General features: G+C 46.3%; 19 protein-coding genes. 4 read left to right on the top strand and 15 right to left on the bottom strand.

The genetic code is table 11. The features are described from left to right. Positions 1–44 precede the first annotated feature (44 nt). The 9 genes from GZK95_RS06045 to GZK95_RS06005 form a co-directional block, all read right to left on the bottom strand. Entirely contained in the window at positions 45–374 is a 330-nt protein-coding gene (locus tag GZK95_RS06045; RefSeq protein WP_139312657.1) for a DMT family transporter, read from the bottom strand. Positions 375–429: 55 nt separating this feature from the next. Next, the gene (locus tag GZK95_RS06040; protein WP_075712843.1) at positions 430–726 is read right to left on the bottom strand and encodes a hypothetical protein; all 297 of its coding nucleotides are present in this window, start codon (positions 724–726) and stop codon (positions 430–432) included. Between the two features lie 66 nt (positions 727–792). Further along, complete coding sequence (locus GZK95_RS06035) at positions 793–1,695, bottom strand: EamA family transporter (protein WP_075712845.1); 903 nt, start codon at positions 1,693–1,695, stop codon at positions 793–795. A 75-nt stretch (positions 1,696–1,770) separates the two neighbouring features. Next, positions 1,771–2,475, bottom strand: a complete 705-nt coding sequence (phnR, locus tag GZK95_RS06030) for a phosphonate utilization transcriptional regulator PhnR (protein WP_075709363.1) — start codon at positions 2,473–2,475, stop codon at positions 1,771–1,773. Between the two features lie 9 nt (positions 2,476–2,484). Then, complete coding sequence (locus tag GZK95_RS06025; RefSeq protein WP_075712847.1) at positions 2,485–4,224, bottom strand: putative 2-aminoethylphosphonate ABC transporter permease subunit; 1,740 nt, start codon at positions 4,222–4,224, stop codon at positions 2,485–2,487. Between the two features lie 9 nt (positions 4,225–4,233). Then, entirely contained in the window at positions 4,234–5,340 is a 1,107-nt protein-coding gene (locus GZK95_RS06020; RefSeq protein WP_075709361.1) for a putative 2-aminoethylphosphonate ABC transporter ATP-binding protein, read from the bottom strand. Positions 5,341–5,497: 157 nt separating this feature from the next. Continuing rightward, on the bottom strand, positions 5,498–6,508 hold the full coding sequence (locus GZK95_RS06015) for a putative 2-aminoethylphosphonate ABC transporter substrate-binding protein (protein ID WP_083626187.1): 1,011 nt from the start codon (positions 6,506–6,508) through the stop codon (positions 5,498–5,500). Between the two features lie 176 nt (positions 6,509–6,684). Continuing rightward, on the bottom strand, positions 6,685–7,557 hold the full coding sequence (locus GZK95_RS06010) for a LysR substrate-binding domain-containing protein (protein WP_075714528.1): 873 nt from the start codon (positions 7,555–7,557) through the stop codon (positions 6,685–6,687). 87 nt (positions 7,558–7,644) lie between these two features. Next, positions 7,645–9,045: an FAD-dependent oxidoreductase gene (locus GZK95_RS06005; RefSeq protein WP_075714530.1), complete on the bottom strand. Its 1,401-nt coding sequence runs from the start codon at positions 9,043–9,045 to the stop codon at positions 7,645–7,647. Positions 9,046–9,331: 286 nt separating this feature from the next. Between GZK95_RS06005 and phnW the strand changes: the two genes are divergently transcribed. The 4 genes from phnW to GZK95_RS05985 all read left to right on the top strand — a co-directional run bounded on the left by phnW (position 9,332) and on the right by GZK95_RS05985 (position 14,958). Further along, positions 9,332–10,435, top strand: coding sequence for a 2-aminoethylphosphonate--pyruvate transaminase (gene phnW, locus GZK95_RS06000; protein ID WP_075714532.1), 1,104 nt, complete (start codon positions 9,332–9,334; stop codon positions 10,433–10,435). A 31-nt stretch (positions 10,436–10,466) separates the two neighbouring features. Next, positions 10,467–11,852, top strand: a complete 1,386-nt coding sequence (locus GZK95_RS05995; protein ID WP_075714534.1) for an aspartate aminotransferase family protein — start codon at positions 10,467–10,469, stop codon at positions 11,850–11,852. A gap of 9 nt (positions 11,853–11,861) precedes the next feature. Further along, positions 11,862–12,698 carry a phosphonoacetaldehyde hydrolase gene (gene phnX / locus GZK95_RS05990; protein ID WP_075709355.1) on the top strand — a complete coding sequence of 279 codons (837 nt, stop codon included), beginning with the start codon at positions 11,862–11,864 and terminating at the stop codon, positions 12,696–12,698. Between the two features lie 262 nt (positions 12,699–12,960). Continuing rightward, positions 12,961–14,958, top strand: coding sequence for a methyl-accepting chemotaxis protein (locus tag GZK95_RS05985; protein ID WP_075714536.1), 1,998 nt, complete (start codon positions 12,961–12,963; stop codon positions 14,956–14,958). A gap of 97 nt (positions 14,959–15,055) precedes the next feature. Here GZK95_RS05985 and GZK95_RS05980 read toward each other — a convergent pair whose 3' ends face one another. From GZK95_RS05980 to GZK95_RS05955, 6 genes are all read right to left on the bottom strand, one after another. Further along, positions 15,056–16,111, bottom strand: a complete 1,056-nt coding sequence (locus GZK95_RS05980; RefSeq protein WP_075714538.1) for a YjhT family mutarotase — start codon at positions 16,109–16,111, stop codon at positions 15,056–15,058. 2 nt (positions 16,112–16,113) lie between these two features. Further along, positions 16,114–17,265 (bottom strand): N-acetylneuraminate epimerase, encoded by a 1,152-nt coding sequence (locus GZK95_RS05975; protein ID WP_404817683.1) that lies wholly within the window; start codon positions 17,263–17,265, stop codon positions 16,114–16,116. A gap of 158 nt (positions 17,266–17,423) precedes the next feature. Then, on the bottom strand, positions 17,424–18,257 hold the full coding sequence (locus tag GZK95_RS05970; RefSeq protein WP_075709351.1) for a MurR/RpiR family transcriptional regulator: 834 nt from the start codon (positions 18,255–18,257) through the stop codon (positions 17,424–17,426). A gap of 241 nt (positions 18,258–18,498) precedes the next feature. Continuing rightward, the gene (locus GZK95_RS05965) at positions 18,499–19,395 is read right to left on the bottom strand and encodes a dihydrodipicolinate synthase family protein (protein WP_075714542.1); all 897 of its coding nucleotides are present in this window, start codon (positions 19,393–19,395) and stop codon (positions 18,499–18,501) included. 60 nt (positions 19,396–19,455) lie between these two features. Beyond that, entirely contained in the window at positions 19,456–20,739 is a 1,284-nt protein-coding gene (locus GZK95_RS05960; protein WP_075709349.1) for a TRAP transporter large permease, read from the bottom strand. 6 nt (positions 20,740–20,745) lie between these two features. Further along, positions 20,746–21,267: a TRAP transporter small permease gene (locus tag GZK95_RS05955; protein WP_139315043.1), complete on the bottom strand. Its 522-nt coding sequence runs from the start codon at positions 21,265–21,267 to the stop codon at positions 20,746–20,748. Positions 21,268–21,325: the final 58 nt, after the last annotated feature.

Genomic DNA, 21,325 nt, shown 5'->3' with positions numbered 1-21,325 from the left:
CGTACCTATGATTGGGCATCACGTGTTGAAACCAAGAGCAATCACTAATGCGATGCACTCGAAAAGACATTGATCACAACCACGCCGCTCACAATCAGGGCCATTCCCGCTATCGCAGGCCAGTCCAGTTTTTGCTTAAACAGTACAACCCCGACTAAGGATATAAGTACCACACCCAATCCCGACCATATGGCGTAAGCAATACCTACAGGAATCGTTTTCAGAACTAACGAAAGAAAGTAGAAAGCAATGCCATAACCAACCACAACAACAATACTTGGCACCAACTTAGTAAACTCTTGCGAGTACTTAAGTGCGCCTGTCGCAATCACTTCGGCAATTATTGCAATAGAGAGATAGAGATACCCCATCAGATTAACCTCATTAGACCGCTATCCATTATGCGGCTTAGCTGGACATTAAGCCATATTAGGCAAACATGCTACCAATCAACATAATGGCGCCGGCAGATATCAACTTGGTAAACAGTACCACCCAGATACAGTCACCAAAACTGGCGCTCGCCGCTTTGCTCAGCAAGTAAACAAACAGGATCAGTCCAGCTGCCCACCCAACAACAGGCACAAGTGATACCAGTGAGACAATAACGGCGATAATCAGCAATGCTTTAAACTCTACCGACACAAAAGAGAGTTTAGAAGCGATATACATACAACACGTCGTTATAAATACATCCACAGCAAAAATAAGAGCTTCCGGTCCCATAATTAATCCAAAACATTCAGTCAGTTATCAACACTCTACTCAAATTACACTTCGATGTCAGTGACCTCAAGCTAAGCTTAAAAATAATCCAAGTAAAATCGTAATCACACTGAGCGAACGAGTGGCAAACCACCGTTCTTTCAGAAACCACACTCCCATCAATAAACCAAATACAATACTGATCTGACGAAGTGCAACAACAAGGCTAACATTGTCAGTCATCGTCATTGCACTAAGCACTAAACCATAGGTTGTTGCCATCATCGCTCCTGCAAGACTGCCATTTTTACGCATATGCCAAGCTTTGATGATTTCTTGTTTGTTGTTGGTCAACAAACACCAAAACAGGATAGGTAAACCCATTGCCCAAAACTGAGCACCCAAGTAGAAAACCGCACTCTGTTTGTCATTTAGCAGCGAGTATGCAGCTTGACTTAACAGGCTAAGGGCTTGCTTATCGATAATCGAATAACCCGCCGTCCCAACGGCCGCCACTAGCGCCCAAAATACCCCCCAATTCCAGTAAGCCTTGAACGTTACTTGCGTAAAGCTTGTGAGGGGTACAAACACGCAGCCTAAGGTAATCAAGGCAAATCCACACCATTGCATCAAGGTTAGAGGGAAGCCCAGCAACAAGTTGGCAGCGCCTACAATTAACACAGGAAGCGCACGAGCAATGGGATAAATCACGCCTATATCGGCATGTTTGTAGGCGTAGACTAAGCCGACCATGTACACAATCTGGCAAAAGCCGCTTAGCAGTAATAACTGCCAAAACTCTTTCGGCAAGCGTTCAAAACCGAGCACGGTCAAATACCACAACAGGTACGGCAATAAAAAAAACGAGGCAGCCAAACTTGCCGCCAGTGCAAAAGAAATCCCTGAGCCGGAATAGCGTTTGCCAAGCAGGTTCCAACCAGCGTGTAGTACCGCTGAAATAACCACCAGCATAATCGCAAGGTGTTCCATACCTATCCTTATGGGTAAAAAAATACCCAAATAACTTGGGTATTAAAGAGTCGAAAACTTGATGAGCTTTTAGGCTTAACCACCGATCTCAGCAATTGATTCAATGCTGATCGCATCATGACGCCAGTACTCAATATCACAATCAATAAGCTCACCGTGTTGATTGTAGTTGACGCGTTCGACCACCATCGCTGGCGTACCGGATGTTGCTCGCAGTGCTTGCGCAGTCTCACCCAGCAATGAACTGGTTGAAATCCGATAACGTGTTTTCTGATACACCATGCCAAAATGCTCACGATAGATATCAGTCAACGAGTTGGTCAAATCATAACTCAACAAATTAGGAAACAACTCAGGTCGAATATAGTTCGTCACGTAAACCACCGGACGATCCTCAAGATAACGCACTCGATCAACTCGATAAACATCGGAAAATGGCTGTAAGTGCAACAATCGAGCGGCTAGCTTATCGGCTAGAACGCCTTTAGCAGCCACCAACTCCGTCTTAGGTACACGGTTTTGAGCTTTCGCCATGTTGGGAAAGTTTAACGTTTGAGTGGGGTCGTAGCGCAATGGCTCTGGAGAAATAAACCAGCCTCGGCGATCCTCACGATAAATCCGCCCTTCCGCTTCAAGAAGCGACAATGCCTCACGCAGAGTAACTCGCGTTGTATCAAATGATTCAGCCAGTTTACGCTCCGCAGGTAGTTTTTGCCTTGGAGAAAGCATACCCGCTTCAATCTGTTCAACAATAGAGTCTTTAATTTTTACGTACTGCACTAGGTATCCTTATCTTTTACGCCAAGCTTGTGTGCGATTTTCTAATAACTTACCCAACGTCATCTGCACAATTTTAGCCATTGCAGCAGAAATCATGATCATTACCGCCATTGCTGCAGCTGCGCCAGTTTGTCCTGCATCATCCATATTCAAAATAGAAACGGACGCGGGAATCGTATCTGTCGAGTAAAGGAATACTACCGCAGAAGTCGTGGTTAATGCATTAACAAACAGATAAGTCGCAATATCTAAGATCGCTGGCAAACAGACTGGCAAGGTCACTTTAAAGAACAACTTGTACTGCGGTAACTTAACTGATGCCGCCGTCGCCTCTATTTCAATAGGCATCTGTTTAAGCGCCGTCAACGCTGTCATATGCCCCACTGTGTAGTAGTGCACCACAGTGTTGATCACCAAAAACGTTATTGTGCCATACAGTACATTCAGTGGATTGTGGGCATCATTGAAATAGAAAATATAGCCCAGACCTAACACCATACCCGGCACCGCCATCGGAACAACACTCAACATTTGCATCGCTTTACGAATCGGCGCAAATGCGCGTCCTTTGTCGATGCAGTAAGCCGCAACAAAGATCACTAAGGTACCAATCACCGCTGTCCAACTGGCCAGTGTTAATGAGTTGAAAAACGGGCTCCAGCCATAAGTACTCATCTCAGCGAAGTTGTAGTTGCTCAGCGTCAATGCCTTGTTCCAAGGCCAAAATGTCACTAACGAACCATACACCGCCATACCCAGTACCGCTAAAACGGCCAGTGAAATCAACAGGCAGTAGGCAAAACACACGGTGTCACGGGTTTTGTTAGGCTCCGGAATGTAGGCCACCGAGCGAGTATCAAACATGTTTTTTTGCTTTTTCTGCACCCAGCGATCTGCCATGAAGGCCAAGATTGCTGGGAAAAGTAACATAATGCTGGTGACGGCTCCCATCGCGAAATTCTGCTGTCCAACAACCTGCTTAAAGATATCCGTCGCCAATACGTTGTAGCCACCGCCAATGACCTTAGGGACACCAAAATCGGTAATCACAAGGGTAAACACAACAATCAGCGTGCTAATCAAACCATATTTAGCGGCAGGTAATGTCACCACAAAAAACGTTTTCAGCGGGGATGTTTTCAAAGCTCGCGCCGCTTCATATAAGCGCGCATCCGATGTTCGCAAAGATGTCGTTAAAATCATCAAAGCGTGTGGAAATGTCCAAAATATCAAACCGAGCGAAATACCAATTACGCCATAAACGGAGTGACCGGCGAGCACCTCCTTTGCAATACCCTGATTACCAAATAGAAAAATCAAGCTAATCGCAGGAAGCAGTGACGGAGCCAGAATTGGCGCTGTACCTAAGATCTGAAACACACCTTTCAATGGCATACAAGATCGCGTTAAAGCATAAGCGTATCCAAAAGCCAGCACGCCCACCACTGTCGTCACTAGAATGCCGATGGTCAAAGTATTACCCAACGAAATCCACAAACTCGAAGAAGCGAAATAGGTCGCGAAGTTAGCCAGACCAACGAACTCACCACTGCTATTTTGCACGGCTTTGGTCAACATCGCCCATAACGGCATAAGAATAAACAGCACCATCAAAATGGAGAGTGCAGTCAGGAGCACGAAGAGCACCAAGTTATCGCGGCTAACACGACCAAATATGGCGCGGGTTTTGTCTTGTAATCTGGCTGTATGAGTTGTCATTGTGGTAACCGTCATTGTATTTGCATCCATGTTTTCCAATTAAGCCGCTTGCGTAGAGGTTAGCGCCGGCGAGGGATAACCATGTATTCCCTGATCAGCAAACTGGATATAACGAACATCACCCACTTTTAGATTGAGCATTTGCACTGTCTCTACGGCAACATCAATAACAATAAGCTCGGCGTTTACATCATGTTGTAAGTGGCAGTCGACACGATAAAAAGCGCCTAGAAATTCTATCGCTCTAATACGAACCGGCAGTGAGCAACCATAACTCTCAACAAACTTGATCGACTCCGGACGAACTGCTAAGTCAAAGCGCTGTCCTTGTTCTACTTGCCAATTAGACAAATTAGGAATCGGCAACAAGGATTCGGCGATACGCATCTGCGTTGCTGTCGCAATTGAGGTTTCGATAAAGTTCATACTGCCGACAAATTCGGCGACAAACCGCGTCGCTGGCTGCTGATAAATTTCCTGAGGCGTCCCGACTTGCTCAATCACGCCATGGTTCATTACGACAATGCGATCAGCCATAGACAAAGCCTCATCCTGATCATGCGTGACCATAATCGTGGTAATGCCCAGTTGACGCTGCAGTTTGCATATCTCATCTCTTAAGTGAACCCGCACCTTCGCATCCAGCGCAGAAAGCGGTTCATCCAACAACAATAACCCCGGCGAAAGTGCCAAAGCACGAGCTAAAGCGACACGCTGTTGTTGTCCACCAGAAAGTTGATTGGGGTACTTTTCACCCGAAGTAGGCAAGCCAATCATCTCCAGCCAGTACTCGACTTTTTCCAGCGCTTCGCGATTGGTCATGCCTTGATTTTTAAGGCCAATGGCAATGTTCTCTTGCACCGTCAAATTAGGAAAGAGTGCGTAGGATTGAAAAACAATGCCAAAATCCCGCTTCTCAGGGGGGAGAAAAGTCGTCTCTTGTTGGTGTTGATAAATCTTGCCCGAAGTGGGCAAATCTAGACCAGCAATCGCACGTAACAAGGTGGTTTTCCCGCAGCCAGAAGGGCCAAGAAAGCAGATAAACTCGCCTTTCTCAATCGCAAGTGAGATCTGTTTTAACGCCGTGAACTGTCCGAATTGCTTCACAACGTTATCAATTTTCAAATAAGGTTGGTTAGTTGACATAACACACTCTCCAAATGGTATATACCAATTTTAGATTTTGATTATGACGCTAGAATGACGAATTTATAGACACAAGATTACAGATTGATTGCGGCGGTTTTACAAAGATAAAAAACGGGAGCATTGCTCCCGTCGTCTGGTCCACTTTTTCTAAAACCTAAGACTTAGGCTCTGATTTCGCATCAAACTTTTCTGACCATTTTGCCAACACATCTGCGCGCTTACTGCCCATTTGTGCAAAGTCCATCTTCGCCATATTTTGTTGTACATTAGGGAAATTATTGACGGTTGCTTTTACGGCTTTGTGCCCAACGACTGGGTACATTTCAACGTATAGCTCATTGGCCGCTTTCGAAATAGACCAATCGACAACGCGCTTAGCAGCATCAGACTCTTTGACTAGGCCAACAGCTTCCGACTCCCAGCCAATACCTTGTGGGGTTATAACTGCCAATGGCGCACCTTGAGTTTTTAACTTAGCACCGCGGCTTGCCATCGAGATACCAATCGCTACCTCACCCATACCAGCTTGCACGCAAGGCTTTGAGCCTGAGTGGGTGTAATGAGCAATGTTTTTATCTAACGCTTGCATATAGTTCCAACCTTGCTCCTCGCCCATGTTTTGCAACCATGCGGATACCTGCATATACCCGGTACCTGAAGAGGCTGGATTTGGCATAGCAATATGCCCTTTGTAAATAGGTTTGGTCAGGTCATCCCATGAGCTTGGTTTAGGTAAATTCAGTTGCTTGGCAACCACTTCATTGAAGCAAACCGCATTGAAGAAGGCGTCATTTCCATACCAAGCTTGGTTTGGTTGAGGGTCATTTAAATTGGCATGCAGTTCTGCAACACCTTGAGGAGTATACGGCTTTAACAAACCTTCTTCCTTTAGCAACGCCATAGATGACCCCGCTAATCCCCAAACAACTTCAGCTTGCGGGTTGTTTTTCTCTGCCAGCAGTTTTGCGGTCATGATCCCAGTGGAATCACGTACCCACTTAATCTCAATATCGGGATTTTCTTGTTCAAATGCTGATTTGTACTTAGCAAGAATGTCTGTTTCAAAAGCGGTGTAAACCGTGACTTCCTGTGCTGCATTTGCGTTTGTTGCTAGCAATGCAACCAATGCAGCCAGCGATCCTTTCATCAAACGGTTTTTCATCATTTTCTCCATTAATTCGGCTAATGTTGCGTGGTGTCTATTTCGCAACTTGGTCAATTTAACCAGCCATACCTGCTCATATTCTTTGGTATGTACCAGTTGGCAATACACACCCTACGCAGGCTATGTGACGAAAACATGAACAATCCATGGCAGTTTGGAGAAGGAAAATATAAAACTTAACTCACACTGTTTTTTAGCCATTCACAGAACAAGTTAGCTGCCGGTTTGTGCGTGTTGCGACAAAGTAAGTAATGCGCTCCTTCACTCGGCATATGCCACTGACCAACTTGCACCAAGATGCCCTGACGCAGGTGATCTTCCACCAACAAATCGCGCACCAACGCAACGCCCATCTGATTGACGGCAGCTTCAATGGCCAGCATTGAGTGGTCAAACTCAGCAATTAACCGTGAAATACTCTGCTGATATCCATGATATTCAAACCAGTGTTGCCAGGTCTCTTTGTATCCACCGGTTGCCAACCTTGGAGCATAAGCAAGTTCGGCCAAAGAGTTTATCGGATTGAGCCTCAAGAAACCTGGGCTCGCTACCACAATCCATCGCTCTATGGTAAGACGTTGCAACTCTTCTGTTTGCCACTCACCATAACCATTAATCACTTCGACATCAGCGATTGCACTACTATTTGGCAAGGCATTAGCTGTGGTCGTGAGCTTATAACTTATTTGCGGATGCTGACGGCGAAAATCTGCCAAACGAGGCATCAACCACTGCATGCAAAAACTGTGGGCGACATGGAGACAGAGTTGCTGATGGCGCTGCCGAGTAAAGAGATGCTCTGTGGTGGTCGACAAGCCGATAAAAAGCTGACTGACAACGGGTAAATAATCATGCGCAGCTGGCGTAAGTCGCAATTGTGTCCCCCGCCGTTCTATTAAAACAGCATCGAGATAGTGCTCTAGACTTTTCACTTGCTGGCTTACGGCGGCACGGGTGACATTAAGCTCCTGCGCGGCTTTGGTAAAACTCAACAAACGAGCGGTTGCTTCAAACGCCTTGAGAGCGTTTAGTGGCGGTAAATTGTGCATAACCTTCATCACCTTAGTGACCGACAAATCCATTGCCGCTAATCGTATGACGAAGGCATGACAAATTTATTAACCGCGTGACACTTGCTAACGGACCTTATCGGCTTTTCCCGCCGGCCCCGCGAGTTTAGCTAGCCACTTATCGATGATAAAAGGAGCCGTTTCACTGTCTTCTGCTTGCTCTTTACGGCGAACTGCATTTCGTACCATCATGGCGCCTAACCAACGAAATGGCTCAGGAGGAAAGTATCCTAATGGTCCCTTAGCCAAACCGCATTGAGTCCATTGGTTATCTAGTCCAAGCGCCATTGATGACAAGATTTTCCCACCCATGCGAGTTTGTGCGACGCCATTTCCTGAGTAGCCAAAACCATAGAAAATGTTCTCTTGTTGGTTCAAGCGGTCAAAAAAAGGAAAACCAGTAGCAGAACGATCCGATCCACCAGTCCAATTGTAGGCAAACTCGCTCCCTTTAAGACGCGGAAAAATGGCATCAAATGCATTTCGCAATAAAGTTTGATAGTTACTCGGCTTATTAAACATGGTGTCCACTTTGTTTTGAAAAGAAAATTGATTGCCACCTTTACCCAGCATCAAACGGCCGTCAGGCGTATCACGATAGTAGTGAACAAAGATGCGCGAATCGAGTACGCTGCTCCCTTGTTGCCAACCAGACTGAGGTAAAGCGTCTCCCAAAGGTTGAGTGATCACCATATCAGAAGAGACAACCACAATACTGTTTTTAAACTGCTTAAAGTGCTCGAGCATCCAAGCGTTCAAAGCCAACACCACCTTGTCAGCTGAAAGCGTGCCATTCGGTGTGACAACCTTGGCAGGGTGACCATATTCAAGCTGCGTCATTGGCGTGTTTTCATACACTTCAATTCCCATCTCAATCGCAACTCTGCGCAAACCTCTCGCGAGCAACGCAGGTTGTACGCTCGCAGCAATCGCTGAATGAAAACCTTCTATATTGCGCGGCGAGCCGGTGCTGGTTTTCAGTTCACTGGCTAAACAATGTCGCCAGCTATTGACGCCAAGACGCTCTAGCTCTGCAACCACGGGCTGCATATTGCCTGTCTGGGCGCTGTTCGTCGCAGTGTAATAGACACCATTGAGTTCGAGTTGAGCGTCGATATCATATTGTTGACAAAATTGCTCAATCTCCAACACCGCTTGTTCTGACTCTTTCACTAACCATGCGGCTTGAGACTCGCCAAACAACTTTTTTAAAGTCGGAAACTTCGTTGACCATGTCAGCATACAACCGCCATTCGCACCTGATGCTCCGCTGCCGCAAAGCCCCTTATCAATGATGGTAATGCGCTTCTGTGGCGCTTGCTGTTTCAGTAAAATAGCCGTCCACAAACCGGTATAACCTCCGCCAACAATTGCGATATCCGTTGTTCTATCGCCCTTTAGTTCATTGGGTTTTTGTGGGTTTTCTAACTCGATAGCCTGTTTAAACCAATAGGATGGATGCGTCATTATTCTTTCCTTCGTGATAGGGATTACAAGCAATATCCAGCGCTACTTGAGCCTAGTGACTTGCCTACGTATCACTTTATGCGTTGGCGATAAAACCAGCGAGCGAGCAAAACTAACGCTCACCGTTAGAAAATGTTCCCTATCCCGCTTACCCCAATCCGTTCGCGTACCTCAAGAAAAATGAAACTTTTATGAAGTTGACTGGCTGACTATTTACCCGCCAATTGAGTCGCTGCTAAAGTAATCTTATCTGGTGTAGACCAAATTAAAAATAAAGGGATATAAGATGAACAACGACTATCTACTACTTACGCCTGGGCCACTATCGACCTCTACGACCGTACGTCAGGCCATGCTGAAAGATTGGTGTACATGGGATGATGAATACAACAAAGACATTGTCGAGGTAATTCGCCGTAAATTAGTCACCTTAGCAACCCAGCACCAAGGTTATACCAGTGTACTTATGCAAGGCAGTGGTACGGCATCAGTTGAAGCGACCATCGGCAGCGTCATACCTGCTAATGGTAAACTGCTGGTGATTGATAATGGCGCGTATGGCGCTCGCATTGCCCAAATCGCTCACTACTTAAATATTCCTTGTGTCACGGTCACTCCCGTCGAGACTCAGCATCCCGATCTCGCTGACGTTGAGCAAGTGCTGATGCAAGACCCACACATCAGCCATGTCGCCATTGTCCACTGCGAAACGACCACGGGTATGTTAAACCCTGTGGCATCATTTGCGAGCCTCGCAAAGCGATACCATAAAGTGGTCATCTTAGATGCAATGTCGAGCTTTGGTGGGATCCCATTCGACATTGGTGACATGGGTGTCGATTTTATGATCAGCTCGGCGAACAAGTGCATACAAGGTGTGCCGGGATTTGGCTTTGTGATTGCTAAGCAAAATGAGTTGGAAACTTGTCAGGGCCAAGCCCGCTCGTTGAGTCTTGATCTCTATGACCAATGGCAATGCATGCAAAACAATCATGGTAAATGGCGCTTTACCTCACCAACTCACACCGTTCGAGCGTTCTATCAAGCGCTGATTGAGCTAGAGCAAGAAGGCGGAATACCAGCGCGTCATTTACGCTACAAAACCAATCAAAAAACCTTGGTTGCGGGAATGAAGGCGTTGGGATTTACCCCACTTCTCGATGAAAAGCTCCACTCACCGATCATCACCTCATTCTATTCGCCCCAGCATAGCGACTACCAGTTTAAGCAATTCTATCAGCAACTTAAGGCGAAGGGCTTTGTTATCTATCCCGGAAAAGTCTCCAATGCAGACTGTTTTCGCATCGGCAATATTGGTGAGGTATACCCGCAAGATATCGAACGCCTAATTGAAGCGGTTCGCCATGCAATGTATTGGCAGCAGAGCTAGTGACAGATTACACCCCATTCAAGGAACTATGATGGAACAAGACAACACACTCACCCTGTTTCGCAGTGAAGGCGATATCAATACCACTCACGCACGCAGCAAGTGGTGCGCCTCTATTACAGACAGTCGAACACACAACCTGTTAGAGCGTGATGCAAACGTATTCTTGCACCAATCCATGTCGACCCCTTGCTTAGATAGCCTTGAACACGCAGAAGGTATCTATATCCAAGATAGCGCAGGAAAACGCTATATGGATTTCCATGGCAATAATGTTCATCAACTAGGATACGGTCACCCACACCTTATTGAGCGAGTCACTCAGCAAATTACCAAGTTGCCGTTTTCTCCACGCCGTTTCACTAACCAGATAGCAGTAGAGTGTGCAGAGAAGCTCACCCAGATATGTGGCGGGGAGTTAAAGCGAGTGCTGTTTGCTCCTGGGGGCACGTCCGCTGTCGGTATGGCGCTTAAACTGGCGCGGCATATCACTGGTAATGCGAAAGTGGTCTCACTCTGGGACTCATTTCATGGCGCTTCGCTTGATGCTATCTCCGTCGGTGGCGAGGCTTGTTTTCGCCACGGTATGGGGCCGTTAATGGCAGGAGTCGAACGCATCCCACCTCCGGTCTCTTATCGGGGCGCGTTTCCTATGCATGAAGGGAGCGATCATTACAGCGATGTGCACTATGCCGACTACCTTGAGTATGTGATTGAAAAAGAGGGAGGCATCGGCGCATTTATCGCTGAAGCGGTCCGTAATACGGATGTGCAAGTGCCTAGCCAAGCATACTGGCGACGCATTCGGGAGATATGCGATAAACATCAGGTGATGCTGATTATTGATGATATTCCCAATGGTATGGGGCGAAGTGGCGAATGGTTTACTTACCAAGCTTACGGCATCGAGCCGGATATCTTGTGTATTGGCAAAGGGTTAGGCGGCGGTTTAGTCCCGATCGCAGCCATGATCACCAAAGACAAGTATAACACCGCAGCTCAAATCTCCATGGGACACTATACCCATGAAAAAAGCCCACTTGGTTGCGCAGCAGCACTCGCCACCATTGAAGTGATAGAACAACTGCAACTGCTTGAAAAAACACGTGCTGACAGCAAATTTATGCGTCAGCAACTGATGGCAATGAAGGAGAAATATCCTCTCATAGGCGACGTGCGCGGCATCGGGTTGCTGTGGGGAGTTGAGTTGGTCACTGATCGCACAACGAAACAGCGTACCTTTGAACAAGCCGAAACGGTGCTTTATCAGTGCCTGCAAAATGGGCTCAGTTTCAAAGTTTCACAAGGCAATGTGATTCAACTTAGTCCGCCATTAATTATCTCTCGAGAACAACTCTCCCAAGCATTACATATCTTTGAACAGGCAATCGCCTCGGTATGCAGCAAACAAAATTAGGAACTGAATATGACTTTGAAGCAAACACTGGACACGCACTCGGCCATTCAAGCCGTTATTTTTGATTGGGCTGGCACCATCGTGGACTTTGGATCCTTTGCTCCGACCACCATCTTTGTCGAAGCGTTTAAGCTTGGTTTTGACTTTGAGATTACACTCGATGAAGCTCGCCAACCAATGGGCATCGGCAAGTGGGACCACATCCAAGCCGTTGGGCGTATTCCTTCGGTAGCATCTCGTTGGCAAGCTCAATTTGGTCAAGCAATGACAACCGAGGATATCGACAAAATCTACGCGGCATTTATGCCGCTACAAATAGCCAAAGTGACTGATCATGCAGAACCTATTCTCAATGCAGTAGAAGTCGTCAATAACCTTAAAGCAAAAGGGATAAAAATCGGTTCTTGCTCGGGTTATCCACGTCAGGTGATGGATGTGCTTGTGCCTGCTGCGGCTCAATATGGCTATTATCCAGACTACATAGTCGCGACTGATGACTTACCTCAAGGCGGGCGCCCTGCTCCATTTATGGCACTCAAAAATGCCATTGAACTGGGTGTCACCAATGTCAAATGCTGTATTAAAGTGGATGATGCGGTGCCGGGAATTGAAGAAGGGCACAACGCGGGGATGTGGACAGTTGGACTGTTGCTTTCGGGTAACGAAGCTGGGCTCACCTATCAAGATTACTTGCACGCGGATCAAGCAACCTTGCATAGCGCAAGGGAAAAAGCCCGCAGCAAAATGCTGGCAGCCAAGCCACACTACCTCATTGATACAATATCCGATTTACCGCAAGTTATTGTTGATATTGAGCGCCGTCTAGCACTTGGGGAGAAACCTTAACCCACCTCATTCCAACAAACCATTCCAGTTGGATTGCTGCGGTACAACGGTCAGTAATCCAACTCCTCACTTAACAATCAAACATCGCTATTTCATAAGCAAAGCTTGCGCAAACTCACCAATTCGCAATGAAATTACAACAAAAATGCTTACAAAATCACTCTCTGATAATTTACCAATTAGTAACACTTTAGTACTAGAAAATACACAACTACACTAATGAAAGATATTTGCTTGTAATTGCGTCAGGGAGACAAACAACATGCAATCGATTCTACGTCGCTTTCCTCTTTATTTAATTGTGAGTTTTGCGGTAACAATTCCAGTCACGATTGCCGTTACTCTCGCCGTTCTGGACATAATCGCTCTAAATGCTAAGTCACAAACGACGATCAAAGATGAGCAACTGGTGAACTTAGTGATTCGCTATGATGATTTGGCTCATAACCTCGCGGTTGAGCGAGGCTTAACTGCAGGGGTGCTGGGTAGTAAAGGGAATCCCGAGATAGTCAATAACCTCAGCAAACAGCGCACCAAAGTGGATAACACGTTAAACAATTTAAAGCAGTTTAAGTCCACGGTATTGCCAAGCAGCTTAATCAATACATTGCTTATCGATATTGATAAACAACTCGCCCGCTTGTCTCAAGTGCGTCAAGGCGTTGACCAGTTGCAACCGCAGATAGCACCCTTTGGTTATTACTCCAATCTAAACCAACTCATTATCGATAATATCGACTTGCTGATCAGTGAAACTCGCAGTCATGAACTCAGCGCTTTAGGTAAATCTCTTATCTCTGTTGTGATTATGAAAGAACGTGCTGGACAAGTTCGAGGGGCATTAAATGGCGTGTTTGCACGCGGCAGTGCGAGCCCAGTGGTTTATGCCAATATCAAAGGGTATATTCAATCCGGTGACTATGCTCAGCGCAGTGCAAAAATCATTATGCCAGATGAGTTCCTCAACCAACTAAGCCAACTTCAAACCAATAGTGCTTGGCAAGATGTCGAAAAAATCCAGCAGCAATTTTTGTCTCAAAGCAACACCCTCGATGCTATCCAAGGTCCTAAAGCAACTGACTGGTTTCCGATGGCAACCAAACGTATCGGACTGTTAAATCAACTGCGCAATGCGGTTCAAGATGATATGCAAACATATGCTTCCAACGTCTCTGCTCAGTCCATTTTTAATCGCAACTTGTTGGTTGTCGGAACCGCGGTTGGCGCACTGCTCATTGGCCTGTTACTTTTCCTCGTTGTCTCAGGTCTCAGACATCGCGTCGGGAAAATCAAATCTGATCTTAATGCAATGTCTGAGCAAAAAGATCTCACGTGCCAGTTGAACTCGAGTGGACATGACGAAATATCGTCGATAGCTGGGAACATCAATAAATTAATTAGTAACCTCAAGCATTTATTATTTGAGGTTACCAAAACGAATGACCACAACACCGAACGTTTAGTGCGTATTGTCAGTTCGGCGGAGCAACTTGAACGAAGTAGCCATTCCACCATCGCTAAATGTGACAACATCGCGACCGCCATGACCGAACTGGCTCAATCAAGTGTAGGCATTGCCGAATCAGCAGAACGGGCAATGGACGACACCAATGCTATGAACCAGCAAGTTCAAGCATGTCAGCAACAAAGCGAACGTTCATTTGAATCGGTACAGAGTCTTATTGATCAAATCAATGCGACAGAACAGTGCATGTCAGAGCTGGCAAACGACACTCAAAGTATTGGTCAAATTGTCGAAACCATTAATGGTGTATCTGAACAAACCAATCTACTGGCACTCAATGCTGCAATTGAAGCTGCGCGTGCTGGTGAACACGGCAGAGGTTTTGCGGTAGTTTCTTCCGAAGTGAGAGATTTGGCCCAGCGCAGCCAAGAAGCGACAGAGAATATTGAAAAACTATTGGCAAAAATCAGCGAAAAAACCCGCTTCTCCGTTGAGAGTATGACAAAGAGTAAACAAGCCAGTGATGTTACTTTTGCCTCCGTCAAACATGTAAATGAAAGCGTTTCAATGCTTGAGGCGAGCATTGAGCAAGTCGACAGCCATATTAGCTCCATCGCTCAATCAACCATTGAACAATCTAAAGCGTGTGAAGCGATTGATAAAGACGTCGATATTCTTAATGAAATCGCCCATCAAACCAGCAGCCAAGCAGATGATTTAAACCACATCGTCAATGGCTATCAAGCCGAGGCTGATGAACTAAAAGAACAGCTAGATAGATTTAAGCTGGCGTAATAACGCCCGGTTGACGCGACTAAGCACCCACCACTATCAGTAAAAAAGCCCGATACCTAACCAAAGGATATCGGGCTTTTGAGCAAAGAAAGAAATGCTAGATCAATAAATAGCATTCGGTCATAGCGTCACCTTGTGGTGACTCACCGCCAATCATTGCCATCCCTTGTGATGTCGTGACGGCGGCGCCATAGGCACAACCCTGAGGTAGTTGCCCTGCATGTTGCCACTCACAACCATCAAAACACCAAACATTATCGGTGAAGGTTTTGCTTAAACCTTGATGGCTATAGTACTGCTCAGTCCGGTAGTTACTTTGACTGCCAATAAAATAGGCGCCACCAGCGACAATCCACAAACCATTCACGTCGCCACAAAATGCTCCCGCAAGTCCTTCATGTTTCGGGTCATCTTCTACAATTGATGGCAAGTAGCTACTGGAAGTTAACTGACCCGCCTCAAATGTGAGCTGTTTGGTATGTAAGCTACGCAGTCCCGGTTTCACCTCCCCTTCAACCAATGTCAACGTACCATCACTGCGAAAAACACCCGCACCACAGTTGGCTTGGAATGGATTTTCAGCCACTCGGCTCCACTGCTGACTCTTGCAATCAAAACGGTAAATTTGCTGGTTCCATTGATACTCTTCAATAGGACGAGACATAAATTCAACCAAGGTTGCCTGTTTAAGATCGGGGGAAGCTTGTCGTTCCAATGCACTAAGTTGTGCCATCAAGCCATCAAACTGCACCTTGTTGTAGCCGCCAACAAAATAAAGGCTGTCATCTATTGCTATTCCCGCCCCGCCAAGCAACCCGACCGGAATATCTTCCGTCACTAAATGCCAGCTATCTTGTTGGCAATCATAGTAGTAGCCATCAACCAGCACCGTTGCATACCCGAGCTCCGTTGTAGTACCTGCGCCAGAAAACACATAGCAACCACCTCTTACAGGGACACACACTGCATCGTTACGAGCGACACCTGGAAACGGAGCCTTTGGCTGCCAATGTTGTTGCTCATTTAAATCAAGCATCAACCACTGCTCACCCATGCTACCTAACCCCGCAAAAACAGAGTCATGATGGGAGAACGCGACACCATTCTTAAGACCTAAGGGTAAAGGTGGCAATGGCAAAAACTGCATCTTCATGTTTAATCCTGTTGTTTAACTTGCTTTCCATTCCAAGACAGCATTGCTACTTTGGTACTTGCAGACTTATCTGCTTTTTCGCCACCAACCATAAGTACGCCTTCAGGGACAGTAAAGGAAAGCCCATAGGCAATACCCTCGGCAAGATCATTCGCTTGTTGCCAAGAGCCGTCTTTAAATACATAGGTTTGCGCGTTAAATGCTTTTGCTAGCCCGTTGTGAGCAAACATATTCCCTTTGTCGAATGCCTGTTTCGCACCATGGAAATTGGCACCACCAGCAACAATCACTGCGCCGTTACTTATCCCAGCAAATGCGCCTGCCACCCCTTCTTGCAAAGGTTGTGACTCAGGTGTCGGCAACGGATGCTCACTCATCCAAGGTTGCGCTTGCCCAAACTGATAGGTTTTTACTTCTGCGGTGCGCAGACCGGGTTTAATTTCGCCACTGATCAGTAAAGCGTTTTGCTTGCTGGCTACGAGCGCGCTACCACAGTTTGGTAAGTACGGAGAGAGACCTAACTCTTGCCATTGATTAGAGGCAGGATCGAAGCTCAGAACTTGGCGGTTCCACTGATAGTCGACCGGCTTCATCCCCATATAATCATCCACAATCTGTTGCCATTTTTCTGGGTTAGCTTTTTGGTCGGTCGATAAAATGTCAGATAAATATTGGTCAAAAAGCGGTTTGTTGTAGCCACCAAAGAAAACAACATGTTGATTGTCTGGAGAATAAGATGCCGCGCCTAACAGGCCAACGGGCGATGTGGTTTTGACTTGCGACCATGTGTTCGCGTTGGCATCAAAGCGATAGACAGTATCAAAGATAACCGGGGATTTAGCATTGGCATCAGCTTTGCCAGAGCCGCCAAAAATGTAAATATCCTCCCCAACCACTGATGCTGTCGCACCGTCTCTTGCTGGGCCAGTAAATGAGGCTTGTTTTTGCCAACCTTTGTCCAGATGCTTTAAGTCCAGCATGTAGAAGTCTTGCCCCAAAGAGCCTAAACCAACATAAAGTTTAGAGTCTACCTGAGCGCCCACCCCATTTTTGACCCCTTTTGGTAAATCAGGCCAAGTTTGATTCGCAGACACTGAGAAGGCAGCAAGCAAAGGTACCGTCAGTAATACAGGATAAAATGCTTTCATGTTCACTATTTCCTTATTAAGCGCGGCGGATTGACTCTGATGGTCACTACTCACCGCAATAAAACAAAAATATTTTCCACTACAACATCACAAGAAGAATATTTCCTTTATAAAAACTGCAAAATAAAGCCCGCTCACTGCAGGCTTATAATAAAATCAGCGGGTTATTTCATTAACGGGACAACAACCTTGGCAGTATCCAATACCGACTCTGAATACTCTGGGTAGTTCTCCAATAAGGTGTTCACTAACACATCAACCAGTAACAACGCCCCAACTTTAGAAGCAAACGCCCCACCAGTTAGCGGCCCTTCCGGTCTTGCTGCCACCAGCATTTCAGAACAAATAGCGCTCAATGGGCTGTGACTGATATTGGTTAGCGCAATAACAGGAATGTCGCGCTCGTATGCTTGAGTAACCGCATGAATCACTTCGCGTGTCGAACCCGAGCTTGAGATAGCAAACCACAAATCACCTTGCTCACTACGCACCGCATTCATCGCCGCCATATGTGTATCTTCAAACATGGTGACTTTTTTGCCAATTCGTAGCAGGCGATAAGCTAAGTAACGACCAACAATACTTGATGCACCAACCCCGACACAGTTGATGAATTTTGCCTCATGTACACGCTCACAAATACGGCTAAGAGATTTGCGGTCAATCAGTTTTGCGGTATCCAGTAGACCTGCTGATGCGTTTTGCGCTGAGACATCACAAATATCACCTTCAAGATCTTGTGGTTTCAGAGGCTGGGACTGGGACAAATCAACGGCAAGTGCCATTCGAAAATCAGAGTAACCTTTGTAGCCCATATCTCGGCACAAGCGAACCACGGTCGCCTCACTGGTTGCGGTATTACGCGCTAAGTCAGTGATCGTTTGATACTGAACCTCGTTGGCGTTTTCTGAAATATATTCCGCTACCACTCGCAATTTCTTGCTTAACGGCTCGATGTTCGAACGTAGTCGAACGAGTAGATTTTTCGGTGAGCCCATACGTTGCCTCATGTCAACATCATCATTTTGCTGCCGCAAAAATATCAAAATCAGCGTGTTAATGACACTGTTTGCCGCCAAAACGCTTTAGAATTCATACTACTTGAAGTAAATATCTTCGATTACGCGAGTGAGTAGACTTTTTTGTCGATGCTCGTGCTGAAAATATCACCTTCAACTAGGCTAGCAATAAAAGATTTATCCTTTATTGCTAGCGACTAAATTGAGCAGTCAGCCTTAACTACAGGTTAAGAAAGCCTGCATCTCGCATCTTCGCGACAACGTCAGCTTTTTGTGCGTCAGTGAGAGAACGAATCGGTGTACGCGGATTACCCGCATCAATACCGTGCAGTTGCATCGCTGCTTTACCTGCCGCCACACCGCCGTATTCCACCAATACGCGAATGATTGCAATAACATTGTCCATCAGTGACGTAACGGTAGCTTGGTCACCTTTGTTAAACGCTTCGATAATTTTTAGATACAGAGGTGCTGCGTAGTTATAAGTACTTCCCACGGCACCTACCGCCCCAACCGCTAAACCGGCGGGTAAGAACTCATCGACACCAAATGGCACGTCAAATTTGCCACCGCAAGCACGCACAGCGCGCTGGTATTCGTAGAGATCCATATTGTTAAACTTCGCGCCAGACAAGTTTGGAATGCGTTGCTCACCTTTGATCAAGAACTGCTCTAGATCGAGATTTACACCTGACATGCCAGAGTGGTAGTAGTAGAAGCCTTTTGATGGTGCTGCGGCCGCAACTTGAGCGCAATATTCCACCAAGTCATCGACACTACCCGGTTTAAAGAAACAAGGGCCAATCGCTGAGGTCGCTAAAATATCGAGAGTCTCTGCATGCTGCGTGAGTTCAATCGAGTCGGCAATGCTTAGAGCGCCAGTGTGAAGCACAATATCCAGTTTTCCATCAGCCGCTTTCACCCAACGCTCAGCGATCGCTTTACGCTCTTCTACTGAGCAGTGAATGCCTTCACCTGTCGTGCCACAAACATAAGCGCCAGTCACACCCTGTGCGATCAAAAGTTCGGCTATTTGATCAATGGCAGCAAAGTTCACTTTGTTGTTTGTATCAAATGGCGTGTGAGGAGCAGCAATCAAACCAGTCAATTTGTTCATTTTTACATCCTACTAAATCGGAGCCACCTTAGTGGCTCACTTGTTGTTTTAATCTAAATTTTATTGTCCGTAGCCGAGGAATAGCTCAGGCAAGAACAACGTAAACTGAGGGAAAATCGCTACCAGTGCTAACACAATAAACAGCGGCACAAGTAGTGGGATGACACCACGAGTCAGTACGTGGAAAGGTATATCGCCTACCCTTGCGACAACGAATAGCGCCATACCCATCGGCGGAGTCAAGATACCAATCATTAGGTTCAAGATAGCCATAACACCAAAGTGAACCGGATCAATGCCCACCGAAACCGCTACAGGAACAAGGAATGGAACCAGTAACAGCAGCAAAGCGAGCGACTCGATAAAGGTGCCCAAGAACAGCAGCAATAAGTTAATCAGAAGCAGCAGTACAAGTGGGTTGTCACTGATGCTAAGGAAGAAATCAGCCAACATTTGTGGTAACTGTTCGCGAGCCACAATCCAGCCAAACACCGTCACGCCCATAACCATAAGAGCTACAACTGCGGTGTTATTTACTGTCTCTTTTAAGATGTCGATAAAACCCTCAAACGTTAGCTGTTTGTATACCACTGTACCCAAGAACAGCGCGTAAAGTGACGAGACAGCGGCGGCTTCTGTTGGGGTAAACTTGCCCGAAAAGATACCACCGATAATGATGATAGGCGTAAGCAGCGATAAAAAGGCTTCTTTAAAGGCTTTTAGACGTTCACGACCACTCGCACGAGGCAGCACCATATAACCACGTTTTTTACAAATGAAGTAACTCATGATCATCAGCGCAAGACAGCACAAAATTCCAGGTACTGCGCCCGCCAAGAACAGAGCACCGATTGAAGTGCCTGAAACCACACCATAAATAACCAGCGGTACTGAAGGTGGCACCAAAGGACCAATAATGCATGATGCTGCCGTTAAACCGCCTGAGAAATCATCGTCATACTTTGCATCACGCATTGATTTGATTTCAAGCTGACCAAGACCACCCGCATCCGCAAGTGCTGAACCAGACATCCCCGAGAAAAGTAGACTCGCCATAATATTCACATGGCCCAAACTACCGGTGATATGACCTACCATTGCCTTGGCAAAATTGAAGATTCGTTCGGTGATACCGGCACTATTCATCAAGTGTCCGGTTAAGACAAAAAATGGCACAGAGAGCAGCGTAAAGTTATCCACGCCAGTGATCATCTGTTGCGCAGCAAAGTTAATACCAGTACTGCCTGTCAGCAGAAGAAACAACAGCGCAACGAAAATTAGGGAAAATCCCACCGGCATTCCTGCAAATAGCAGCCCTAGCCAACCAAAAATAGAAGTTGCCATAATTTACTACCTCTCTGCCATCTGCGAATCAGACGTCACCATCTCTTTATCGCGATTAGAAAACTGCTTTGCGATACCCATTAATTTCTGCACTTGGCGAAACACCATAAAACATCCACCAATCGGCAAGGCGTAGGTTTGCCATTTACTCGAAATGCCAAGAGTAATGAGTTCAAAAAACGCGGTACGTTGAACATGCTGATAACCAAGATAGATAATGGCGAAAATCGATAGAAGAACAGCAAACTCAAGCGAAAAAATTAACGCAATACGCGCTTTTTCAGGCAGTTTGTCAGAGAAAAACGTAATGTTGACGTGCGCACCGCGTTTGATTGCCATCGAACAGCCAATCATACACATGTACATAAATAGAACCCTTGCGAACTCCTCGCTCCAGAGCGAAGGATCATTAAGTAGCCAACGGCTAACGATTTGCCATGTCAGCACCACTAATAACGCAGCCATTAGCGGTACGGTGATGATCTCTTCTATATTATCGATAATCTTGCGTAACATTTTGAGCTCCATGGCTGGCCGCATTGGCCAGCCTAGAAATTAACACTAAAACTCAAGCCAAAACTGGCTC

The sequence above is a fragment of the Vibrio panuliri genome (genome assembly GCF_009938205.1).
Classification (GTDB): Bacteria; Pseudomonadota; Gammaproteobacteria; order Enterobacterales; family Vibrionaceae; genus Vibrio; species Vibrio panuliri.
Note: the sequence above shows the minus strand (reverse complement) of the source record. Positions and strands in the feature narration are given on the sequence as shown.